This window comes from Granulimonas faecalis (assembly GCF_022834715.1).
Classification (GTDB): domain Bacteria; phylum Actinomycetota; class Coriobacteriia; order Coriobacteriales; family Atopobiaceae; genus Granulimonas; species Granulimonas faecalis.
Window position 1 is genome coordinate 1 of sequence record NZ_BQKC01000001.1, and the last position, 11,328, is coordinate 11,328.

Below are 11,328 nucleotides of genomic sequence, written 5' to 3' on the forward strand. Positions count from 1 at the left end.
TGAGCGATGCAGCCGTCGACGAGTTTTCGACAACGGGCCCGGCGTCGCCGTCCATGCCCCTATAATGGTTCTCCCACTGTTTCCCGCACGAGGAGACCCCATGGACCAATCGATGCAATCGGACGCCCGCCTGCTCTGGGACGACGCCACCGACCTCCTGGCCGGCACCGACGCCCCCGAGCAGCTCGTGCGCATGATGGCGTCGTGCGACCCCCAGGACTTCTCGGGCGGCACCCTCACGGTGGGCGCTCCCTCCGGCTTTGCCAGCCGCGTGCTCGAGCGCGAGCGCCCCCGCCTGGAGGAGGCGCTGAGCAGCGCTGCCTTCGAGCCGGTGACGGTGGCCTTCTCCGCGCCGTCGCGCGAGGTCGCCGCCCCGACCCCGGCACCCGCCGCCCTGACCGCCCCGCCATCCCAGCCGGCACCCGCCGCCCAGGCCCCGGTGCCCGGGACCCAGCCGCGACCGGTCTCCACCGCGGGCGACCCCAACACCATGACCTACGAGGACTACCTCGCCCTGTACGGCAAGGGCTCCCCCTCACAGGAGCCGGCCGCCCCCTCCGGGCAGGACGCCGGGCCCCAACCTGCGGGCCGCGCCGCCAACCCCCTCGTGGAGCTCTGCGGCGAGGGCGACGCCAGCCTCACCTTCGACACCTTCGTCGAGGCCGACGAGAACCGCTTCGCCCTCCAGGCCGCCAAGCAGGTGGCCAACGGCTCCACGGCCTACAACCCGCTGTTCATCCACGGCAGCTCGGGCCTGGGCAAGACCCACCTGCTCCGCGCCATCCAGAACTACATCGCCACCAACGACCCGGAGCGCCAGTGCGTCTACCGCGTGGCCAGCGACTTCCGCGACGACTACGTGGCCGCCATGAACGGCAAGGACCGCTCCGTCAAGGAGAACCTCTCCCGCAACTACAAGGACATCGACGTCCTCATCCTCGACGACATCCAGCACATCGCCAACGCACAGGGGACCATGACGTTCTTCTTCGAGACGTTCAACCACCTCATCGAGCACGGCAAGCAGATCGTGCTGGCGGCCGACGTCCCGCCGGCCGAGATCGGCATGGACGAGCGCTTCACGAGCCGCATGCTGCAGGGCCTCCCCGTGGCGGTGCAGTCCCCGTCCCTCGAGTTCAAACGGGTGCTCATCGACACCTTCCACCAGCGCATGAAGGGCGGCGACGGCCCCGAGGCGGCCGGCGACCTCACCTCCGACGACCTCTCCCTCATGGCCGAGCGCGCCGGCGGCAACATCCGCTCCATCCGCGGCTTCGTGCAAAAGTGCCTGTTCACCTCGGCGGCCCTGGCGGCCGAGGGCAAGTCCATCGAGCCCGCCGACATCGTGGCCGCGGCCGCCGAGGTCTGGCCCGCCGACGGCGTGCTCATCTCCATCGACGACATCCAGCAGATGGTGCAGTCGCAGTTCTCCGTGAGCCGCCAGGACCTCGTGAGCAACAAGCGCAACAAGGAGATCGCCCAGCCCAGACACGTGGCCATCTACCTCGCCCGCGAGCTCACCGACTCCACGCTCCAGGAGATCGGCCGCAAGTTCGGCGGGCGTAGCCACGCCACGGTCAAGCACTCCATCGCCTGGGTGGAGGACCGTATGGACCAGGACCGCCTCTTCCACGACCAGGTCATGCGCCTGCGCGACCGCCTGGGAGGTTCGTGAACATGACCGCGTTCAAAACGTCGAGAAAGCCGTTCAAAACCGGCGCCCCGCTGTCGACGGGGTTTTCGACAGGCATCCCGGCTGTCGATTTCACCCCCGGTTGTGAACAGCTACAGATGTTCTGTTCACACCCGCCCACCTGCACCGTCGACGGTCTTGAACATTTCGACACGTCCTACTGATACCACCATGTATTCTTCTTTCTAAAGAAAGGGTTAGTAATGAGATTCACCGTAAGCCAGACGGCCCTGCAGAAAGCCCTTTCCGTGGTGATCAAGGGCACCGCCGCGTCCTCGACCCTGCCCATCCTCACCGGCATCAAGATCACCGCCGGGGAGGGGACCCTGGAGTTCCAGGCCACCGACCTCGATATATCCCTCAAGCACCGTATCCCCGCCAACGTCGAGGATGGCGGGACCACGGTGGTCTCGGGCAAGATGATCGCCGGCATCGTGAAGAGCCTGCCGGACGCGCCCGTGACCTTCGACTCCGAGGGCAACTCCGTGCGCCTCTCGTGCCAGCGCTCCAAGTTCAACCTCAACACCCTCGACCCCAAGGACTTCCCCGAGTTTCCGGCCGTGGAGGCCGAGCGGTCCGTGGAGCTGCCCGCCGGCGTGCTGGCCACCATGGTCGACCGCGTGTACCGCGTGGTGTCCCGCGACCTCTCCAAGCCCATCCTCGGCGGCATCTACCTCACGGTGGACGAGAACCTCGTGCGCCTCGTGGCCACGGACTCCTACCGCCTGGCCGTCTGCGACACCACCCTGGAGACCTCGACCCTCACCGAGCCCTTCTCCATGATCGTGACCGGCAGCGCCTTCCACGACGCCCTGTCCATCGCCGACGCGGACGCCCCCGTGCTCATCGGCGCTGCCGCGTCCCAGGCGGTGTTCTCCTTCGGCGACACGGTCTACGTCTCCCGCCGCATCGAGGGCACGTTCCCCGACTACCGCCAGCTCCTGCCCAAGAGCTGCTCCACGTCGCTCGAGCTCCCGGTGGAGGAGGCCTCCGAGGGTCTGCGCCGCGTGTCGCTCGTGGCGGCGCAGAACCCGCGTGTGCGGTTCGACATCGACGCCGACGGCGACCTCGTGACCATGAGCGCCATGGACTCCGACGTGGGCGACGCGTCCGAGCAGGTGGAGGTGCCCGTGGAGGGTTCCTCCGTGGCCATCGGCCTCAACCACCGCTACGTCTCGGACTGCCTGAGCGCCGTGAGCGACCGCGAGAAGGTGCTGCTCGAGCTCCAGGGCGAGATGCAGCCCGCGGTGTTCAAGTCGTTCGGCACGCCCAACTACCTGCAGCTCATCATGCCCACGAGGCTCTAGTCCATGGGTCTTGCCCTGGTCCGCGCCACGCTGTCCGACTGGCGGTGCGCCCACGAGCTCGAGGTCGGATTCTCCCCGGCCATGACCGTGCTCGTGGGCCCCAACGCCAGCGGCAAGACCAACACCGTGGAGGTGCTGCAGCTGCTCACGGCCGGGACCTCGTTCCGCCGCCCGTCGCCCGCGGACCTCGTGCGCCAGGGCTGCGAGGCCGGTCGGGCGGAGCTCCGGCTCGAGGGCGATGGGCGGGTGGTGGACGTCGCCTGCATCGCTACCGTGTCCTCGCGACGTTTCACGAGAAACGGCAAGGCGGTCCGACCGTCGGCCGTGCCGGGTACCCTGCTCTCGGTGCTGTTCACCCCCGACGACCTCGACCTCGTGAAGGGGCCGGCCAAGGGGCGCCGCGGCGAGGTGGACGGCTTTGGCAGCCAGGCCAACGCGGGCTTCTCCCGGGTGTGCCGCGCCTACGCGCGCTCCGTCGAGCAGCGCAACCGCCTGCTCAAGGACCCTGCCTGCGACCTGTCGGTGCTCGACGCCTGGGACGCCTCGGTGGCCCTGGGCGGCGCTACGCTCCTCTACCACCGCATGGGGCTCGTGCGGAGGCTCGCGCCCCTCGTTCAGGAGGTCTACGGCGACATCGCGGGAGGGGAGCGCCTGGAGGTGGCCTACCGTTGCACCGTGCCCGGCGTGGAGGAGGGCATGGGCCGCGACGCCATGGCCGCCGCCATGGCCGCCGCGCTGGCCGCCGGGCGCGCCGACGACCTGCGACGGGGCGCCACCGGCGTGGGGCCGCACCGCGACGACGTGGACTTCTCCCTCGAGGGCAGGCCGCTCCGCACGTTCGGCAGCCAGGGCCAGCAGCGCACGGCGGTGCTGGCCTGGAAGCTCGCCCAGGTGCGGTTCGCCGAGGAGCGCCTGGGTGAGCGCCCGGTGCTTCTGCTCGACGACGTGATGAGCGAGCTCGACGGCACCCGGCGCTCGGCGGTGTCGTCGTACGTGGACACCGGCATCCAGACGGTGGTCACCACCACCCACCTGGGGTACTTTGACAGCGAGACGTTGGCGGGAGCCGAGGTGGTGCCCTATGGAGAGCATGCCTGACAGGAACGGCGGCGGCCGGGCGCCGGGCCGCGGCGCCGTGGAGCGCCGCTGCGAGGCCGTGCGGGCCGGCGACCTCGTGGGTGCCTGCGTGGACACCCTGGCGTTCGGCGCCCGGGGCACCGAGAAGGCCGGCTGCGTGTGGAACCGCATCGCCGGCGACTCCGGTCGCCGCCACACCCGCGGCCTCTATGTGGAGGAGGTGGAGGGGGCCGACCCCGTGCTCCACGTCTACCTGGACTCCTCGCCCCTCATCCAGGACTTCCAGACCGACCACGGCCTCTACGAGCAGCGTCTCCGCTGGAGCGGTTTCCCCGTGAGCCGCGTGGTGTTCCAGCTCTCCCGCAAGGTGGGCACACCCAAGGCCGACCCGGCCCGCGTCGCCGCGCCGTCCGTGGCCCCGGTGCCCCCGCTGCCGCCCCTCTCGGCCGCCGACGCCGCCCTCGTGGAGGAGACCTGCGCCGGGTTGCCCGACTCCGTGGCCCATCAGGCGCGCTCTGCCATGGAGGCCTGCCTGCGCCGCGCCCGCGCACCCCGCCCACGGGGGCGCGGGTAGGCGGTTTCAGACCCCGTTGCCCCCTGTCCCGGTATCCGGGTACCTTGCGGTGCCCCAAAGGCGTCCCAGGGCCGTCGTGGTGGCCGTGGGGGCCATTTGCCCCCTATATCGACGGCCAAAAAAACGATAGACTGGATAAGTTAGGCTCAAGTCCCTTCCCAAGAGAGGACTCCCGTGGCAAAGAAGCAGGAATACGACGGCTCCGAGATCAAGATCCTCGAGGGCCTCGAGGCCGTACGCAAGCGTCCCGGCATGTACATCGGGTCCACCAGCGCTTCCGGCCTCCACCACCTGGTCTATGAGGTGGTCGACAACTCCGTGGACGAGGCCCTCGCGGGCTTCTGCACCAAGATTCTCGTGACCATCCACCCGGACAACTCCGTCACCGTGGTGGACAACGGCCGAGGCATCCCCACCGACAAGCACCCCCAGCGCAAGATCCCCACCCTCGAGGTGGTCCTCACGGTGCTCCACGCCGGCGGCAAGTTCGACAACAACGCCTACAAGGTGTCGGGCGGCCTCCACGGCGTGGGCATCTCCGTGGTCAACGCCCTGTCCAAGAAGGTCGTGGTGCAGGTCAAGCGCGACGGCAACATCTACGAGATGGCCTTCTCCCGCGGCAGGACCACCGAGAAGATGAAGGTCGTGGGCAAGGCCAAGGGCACCGGCACCACCGTCACCTTCTGGCCCGACGACGAGATCTTCGAGACCTGCGTGTTCAACTACGAAACCCTGCGCGACCGCATGCAGGAGATGGCGTTCCTCAACCGCAACCTCAAGATCGTGCTCACCGACGAGCGCGAGCTCACCCCCCGCGTGGACGAGTTCTGCTACTCCGGCGGCATCATCGACTTCGTCAAGTTCCTGAACGACGGCAAGGAACTCGTGGGCGACATCAAGACCCCCATCTACATGGAGGGCGCCGCCGACACCGACGACCCAGCCAAGATGGGCGAGGTCGAGGTGGCCCTGCAGTGGAACTCGGGCTACGGCGAGAACGTCATGAGCTTCGCCAACAACATCTACACCCCCGAGGGCGGCATGCACCTCGAGGGCTTCCGCACGGCCCTCACCCGCGTGATCAACGACTACGCCCGCAAGGCCAACATCCTCAAGGACAAGGACAAGAACCTCGAGGGCTCCGACGTCCGCGAGGGCCTCTGCGCCGTGGTGTCGGTCAAGCTGGGCGACCCGCAGTTCGAGGGCCAGACCAAGGCCAAGCTCGGCAGCTCCTACATGAAGCCCCTCGTGCAGAAGACCGTGGCCCAGGGCTTCGCCGAGTACCTCGAGGAGCACCCCAAGCAGGCCCGCGCCATCGTCAACAAGGCGTCCTCCGCCGCCAAGGCCCGCCAGGCCGCCCGCAAGGCCCGCGAGGCCACGCGCCGCAAGGGCCTGCTCGAGAGCGCCTCGCTCCCCGGCAAGCTGGCGGACTGCTCGGTGAGGGACCCGGCGATGACCGAGCTCTTCATCGTCGAGGGCGACTCCGCAGGCGGCTCGGCCAAGATGGCCCGCGACCGCTCCACCCAGGCCATCCTGCCGCTGCGCGGCAAGATCCTCAACGTGGAGCGTGTGGGACCCAGCCGCGCCCTCTCGGCGGAGACCATCCAGAGCCTCATCACGGCCATCGGTACCGGTGTGGGCGACGAGTTCGACATCTCCAAGGCGCGCTACCACAAGATCGTGATCATGACCGACGCCGACGTCGACGGCGCCCACATCCGCATCCTGCTGCTCACGTTCTTCTACCGCTACATGCGCCCCATGATCGACGCCGGCCACATCTTCATCGCGCAGCCGCCCCTGTTCCAGCTCAAGCCCAAGGGCAGCCGCGCGCGCAAGGGCAAGTACATCTACACCGACGAGGAGCTCGCCCTCGAGGTCAAGGGCCTGGAGAAGGGCAAGTACACCGTCCAGCGCTACAAGGGCCTCGGCGAGATGGACCCCGAGCAGCTGTGGGAGACCACCATGGAGCCCAAGAACCGCATCCTGCTCCAGGTGGGCATCGACGACGCCGCGGCGGCGGAGCGCACCGTGTCCGACCTCATGGGCACCCAGGTGGAGAAGCGCCGCGAGTTCATCCAGCGCCGCGCCAAAGACGCCCGCTTCCTTGACATCTAGACAGAGAGGTTTGACCTGTGGCAGACGACAAGCGACCCGGTGACGGCGGGTTCGACGACGAGCTCGACTCCGGCGTCAACGAGGGCGATCTCTTTGAGAACGACGAGGTCCTGGAGGGCGCCGTGGGCCCCGACGGCGACGTCGACCCCGACGCCGACGACGACATCGAGATGACCTACGAGGAGGACGGCGACGGGGCCGGCATCGGCCCCGACTCCATCGAGCTGGACTCCACGACGGGCCTGCTCTCCGACGAGGGCGGCACCCGCCTCGACCTCACCGACATCCACGGCGGCACCCTGAAGCCCATCGGCCTCTCCAGCGAGATGCAGACGAGCTTCATCGAGTACTCCATGTCGGTCATCGTGGCCCGCGCCCTCCCCGACGTGCGCGACGGCCTCAAGCCGGTGCATCGCCGCATCCTGTACGCCATGCTCGACTCCGGCGTGCTCCCCACCAAGCCCCACAAGAAGAGCGCCTGGACCGTCGGCGAGGTCATCGGCAAGTACCACCCCCACGGAGACTTCGCGGTCTACGACGCCATGGTGCGCCTGGCCCAGGACTTCTCCATGTCGGTGCCCCTGATCGACGGCCACGGCAACTTCGGCTCCGTGGACGGCGACCCCGCCGCCGCCATGCGCTACACCGAGAGCCGCCTGGCAAAGCCCGCCATGGAGCTCCTGCGCGACCTCAACGACGACACGGTGGACTGGCAGCCCAACTACGACGAGTCCATCATGGAGCCCGCCGTGCTGCCCAGCCGCTTCCCCAACCTGCTGGTCAACGGCTCGTCGGGCATCGCCGTGGGCATGGCCACCAACATCGCCCCCCACAACCTGGGCGAGGCCATCGACGCCGTGTGCATGATGATCGACGACCCCGACGTCACGGTCGACGAGCTCATGACCGTCATGCCGGGCCCCGACTTCCCCACGGGTGCCGTCATCATGGGTACCAAGGGCATCCGCGACTCCTACGAGACCGGCCGCGGCTCCATCTGCGTGCGCGCCAAGGCCCATGTGGAGAAGATCAAGGGCAACCGCCAACGCATCGTCATCACCGAGATCCCCTACCAGGTCAACAAGGGCTTGCTCCAGGAGAAGATTGCCAAGCTCGTCAACGACAAGACGATCGAGGGCATCTCCGACATGCGCGACGAGACCAACCGCAAGGGCATGCGTCTCGTCATCGACCTCAAGACCAACGTGGTGCCCGAGGTCGTGCTCAACAACCTCTACAAGCACACCCAGCTCCAGACCACCTTCGGCGCCATCAACATCGCCCTGGTGGACGGCGTGCCCAAGACCCTCACGCTGCGCGAGATGATCGGCCACTACATCGACCACCAGGTCGACGTCGTGACCCGCCGCACCCAGTACCGCCTCAAGAAGGCCAGGAGGGAGCTGCACGTCCGCGAGGGCCTGCTCGTGGCTGTGGACAACATCGACGAGGTCGTGCACATCATCCGGAGCTCCTACTCCGACGCCGAGGTGCGAGAGCGCTTCCTCGACCGGTTCGGTCTGGACGAGATCCAGTCCAACGCCATCCTCGAGATGCGCCTCAAGCGTCTCACCGGCCTGGAGCGCGAGAAGCTCGTGGCCGAGATCGAGCGCCTCAAGGAGGAGATCGCCTACCTCGAGGGCCTGCTGGCCGACCGCACCAAGCTCATGGGCGTCATCAAGGACGAGATGGGCGAGATCAAGGCCAAGTACGGCCGCCCGCGCCGCACCACCATCTCCAACGCCCCCATCACGCTGGACGTGGAGGACCTCATCGCCGACGAGGACATGGTCATCACCATCACCCACGCCGGCTACATCAAGCGCACCCCCGTGGCCGACTACCGCTCCCAGAAGCGCGGCGGCAAGGGCGTCCAGGGCGTCACCCTCAAGGACAACGACTTCGTGGAGGAGCTGTTCGTGGCCAGCACCCACGACTACATCCTCTTCTTCACCAACCTCGGCAAGGTGTACCGCCTCAAGGTCCACGAGCTGCCGGTGGGCGGCCGCCAGGCCAAGGGCAACGCGCTGGTGAACCTGCTCGACCTCGCCGACGGCGAGCACGCCACCTCGGTCTTCACCACGAGCGGCTTCCCGGCCGACGAGTACCTCATGTTCGCCACCGCCAGGGGCAACGTGAAGAAGACGGCGCTCTCCGCCTACGACCGCACGCGCCGCGACGGCATAATCGCCATCAAGCTCCGCGCCGGCGACCAGCTGGTCACCGTGCGTCGCGTGAAGCCCGGCGAGAAGATCATCCTCACCTCGTCTGACGGCAAGACCATCGTGTTCGACGAAGGCGACGTTCGCCCCATGGGCCGCGACACCGCCGGCGTCAAGGGAATCACCCTCAAGGGCGACGCGCTCATGCTGGGCATGGAGGTCTCCAACGGCAAGGGCGACCTCTTCGTGATCACCGAGAAGGGCTACGGCAAGCGTACGCCCGTCTCGGAGTACACCGAGCACAACCGCGGCGGCCAAGGCGTCTTCACCATCCAGATGACCGCCAAGAAGGGCGACCTCGCCGCCGTGAAGGTGGTGGGCCCGCAGCACGAGCTCATGATCATGAGCACGGACGGCACGGTCATCCGCGTGAAGACGGCCGAGATCAGCCGCCTGGGCCGCTCCACCCAGGGCGTCAAGGTCATGAACGTGGCCGACGGCGACAGGGTCACGAGCGTGGCTCGCATGGTGGCCGGCAAGCCCAAGGCCAAGGACGCCCCCAAGGTCGACGAGGGGCAGAGCTCCCTCGCCCTCGGCGTCGAGGCGGAGGGCGCCGACGACGAGCCCCTCGATGTGGGCGGCGAGGAGAGCTACGACGAGTCGCTGCTCGACGACTAGCCGGCCCGTCCCGAGGGTTGACCTCCATGAGGGGCCCGGTCGCGCCACGGTGCGGCCGGGCCCCTCGCGTCCCCGATGGTCCCCGGATTCCGGCTGGCGAATCGAGGGCCGTCACCGACGCCCTCGGATGGGACTTCGGCTATGCTAACCATCCAATGCGGTCCACGGTGCCGCCACGGTTTTCTCGTTCGGATGGGTACGTACGGAACACGGGAGCACAGGCGACTTTCAAGAAGAGCACGCGAGAGACAAAGGAGGCGAGCCATGACGATGATTAGGGTCGACATAGAGACGGTGGTCATCGGCGGCGGTCCTGTGGCCTCCTTGGTGGTGCTCAAACCTCGGTCCAACAGCCGGGTTGAGCCCCTTCCCATCCGCATCGGCTCCGTCGAGGCCACGGCCATCGGCATGGGCGTGGAGCATCCGGGGACGGACCGCCCCATGACCCACGACCTGCTCGGGCAGGCCATCACCGGCCTCGGGGCCACCATCACGTCGGTGGCAATCACCAAGGTGGAGGGCACCACGTTCTTCGCGGAGGTCAACCTCACCACGCAGTCCGGCTGCCATCTCTCCCTGGACGCCCGTCCCAGCGACGCCATCGCGCTGGCCGTGCGCAGCAAGAGCCCCATCTTCGTGGCGGAGTCGGTCATGAACACGGCGAGCTACCCGGATTTCGACGCGGTCAAGCGCGAGCAGGACCGCCTGGACATCCAGGAGTTCGACAAGTTCATCTCCACGCTCTCGCCCGAGGACTTCACCACGGGTGCCGGCAGCGGCCGTCCCTGAGGCACCTCGGAGAAAAAATCCTCCGACGTGGGTTGACGGGGCGGGTTGGAAGGCATAGCATCATTTCTTGCGTTGGGCCCATAGCTCAGTTGGTCAGAGCGTCCGGCTGATAACCGGGAGGTCACAAGTTCGAACCTTGTTGGGCCCACCACTTTTTTGATAATAATCGCCCCAGCGTGAGCCGAGTCGCCGCTGGGGCGATTATTGATATATGGGGACGTAGCTCAGCTGGGAGAGCGCGGGCTTTGCAAGCCTGAGGTCGTGGGTTCGAGACCCATCGTCTCCACCATTTGACATATCGCCCGAGGCTTGCTCCTCGGGCTTTTTTTGTTTGCGGCGTCTGGCGGGTCGGCGTTTTGCCCTGTGTGACTGATTGTGCCGACAACGAGGGACTGCCGGGTCTTTCGGAAATTCGATTTAAAATCGAATTATGATGGGATGCCACTGGTATCCCAGTGTATCGTCTTTCGTCAAAGAGAGGGACAGATGCCCTCTCGCCGACGGTAGGGGGGTTGTGATGCGTAACCACGTGAGCTCCAAGAAGAAGACTGGGGCAGCTGCCTTCTGCCTGGCCGCACTGCTGGCAGGTTTCCTTGTCTGCACGCCGGCGCTGGCTCAGGACCTCGACGGCCACGACGGAAAGATTGTGCTCAGCGAGAACACGATCATGCCTCGCACCGTCGTCAGGGTTAAGTACGGTGCCTCTTGGGACTATGGTTCCATTCCCATCTTGCATGGATGGTCAAACCTCACCAGCTCGTCTCATTGGCACTCCTCTATGGTCACGGCAACTGGTAAATCAGCTTGCTCAATGGCCGTGGCACCGGGACGCACCTCCTACGCCGATCTTTGGTGGGCAGCGCCTACCTATAACGCCTATTACGACATCTGGTAAGAGCCCTTTCAGGTGCCGCCGGCAAATCTCGTCCG

The 11,328-nt window shown here is 67.0% G+C and carries 9 protein-coding genes and 2 tRNA genes; all 11 read left to right on the plus strand.

The genetic code is table 11. The features are described 5' to 3' along the window. Positions 1-100: 100 nt before the first annotated feature. The 11 genes from OR600_RS00005 to OR600_RS00055 all read left to right on the plus strand — a co-directional run bounded on the left by OR600_RS00005 (position 101) and on the right by OR600_RS00055 (position 11,293). Positions 101-1,675 carry a chromosomal replication initiator protein DnaA gene (locus OR600_RS00005; RefSeq protein ID WP_265590409.1) on the plus strand — a complete coding sequence of 525 codons (1,575 nt, stop codon included), beginning with the start codon at positions 101-103 and terminating at the stop codon, positions 1,673-1,675. Beyond that, positions 1,672-1,857 (plus strand): hypothetical protein, encoded by a 186-nt coding sequence (locus tag OR600_RS00010; RefSeq protein WP_135977872.1) that lies wholly within the window; start codon positions 1,672-1,674, stop codon positions 1,855-1,857. The genes OR600_RS00005 and OR600_RS00010 overlap by 4 nt, the downstream gene beginning before the upstream one ends. Positions 1,858-1,896: 39 nt before the next feature. Further along, positions 1,897-3,000 carry a DNA polymerase III subunit beta gene (gene dnaN, locus OR600_RS00015; protein ID WP_135977873.1) on the plus strand — a complete coding sequence of 368 codons (1,104 nt, stop codon included), beginning with the start codon at positions 1,897-1,899 and terminating at the stop codon, positions 2,998-3,000. 3 nt (positions 3,001-3,003) lie between these two features. After that, complete coding sequence (recF, locus tag OR600_RS00020) at positions 3,004-4,098, plus strand: DNA replication/repair protein RecF (RefSeq protein WP_135977874.1); 1,095 nt, start codon at positions 3,004-3,006, stop codon at positions 4,096-4,098. Next, on the plus strand, positions 4,091-4,651 hold the full coding sequence (locus OR600_RS00025) for a hypothetical protein (RefSeq protein WP_135977875.1): 561 nt from the start codon (positions 4,091-4,093) through the stop codon (positions 4,649-4,651). Before recF ends, OR600_RS00025 begins: the two co-directional genes overlap by 8 nt. A 174-nt stretch (positions 4,652-4,825) precedes the next feature. Beyond that, complete coding sequence (gene gyrB, locus OR600_RS00030) at positions 4,826-6,769, plus strand: DNA topoisomerase (ATP-hydrolyzing) subunit B (RefSeq protein ID WP_135977876.1); 1,944 nt, start codon at positions 4,826-4,828, stop codon at positions 6,767-6,769. 17 nt (positions 6,770-6,786) lie between these two features. Beyond that, on the plus strand, positions 6,787-9,609 hold the full coding sequence (gene gyrA / locus OR600_RS00035; RefSeq protein WP_373871637.1) for a DNA gyrase subunit A: 2,823 nt from the start codon (positions 6,787-6,789) through the stop codon (positions 9,607-9,609). Positions 9,610-9,873: 264 nt separating this feature from the next. Further along, positions 9,874-10,398, plus strand: a complete 525-nt coding sequence (locus OR600_RS00040; protein WP_204406745.1) for a bifunctional nuclease family protein — start codon at positions 9,874-9,876, stop codon at positions 10,396-10,398. 74 nt (positions 10,399-10,472) lie between these two features. Further along, positions 10,473-10,549, plus strand: a tRNA-Ile gene (locus OR600_RS00045). A gap of 62 nt (positions 10,550-10,611) precedes the next feature. Beyond that, positions 10,612-10,687, plus strand: a tRNA-Ala gene (locus OR600_RS00050). Between the two features lie 228 nt (positions 10,688-10,915). After that, the gene (locus OR600_RS00055) at positions 10,916-11,293 is read left to right on the plus strand and encodes a hypothetical protein (RefSeq protein WP_265590410.1); all 378 of its coding nucleotides are present in this window, start codon (positions 10,916-10,918) and stop codon (positions 11,291-11,293) included. The last annotated feature ends 35 nt before the right edge of the window (positions 11,294-11,328 follow it).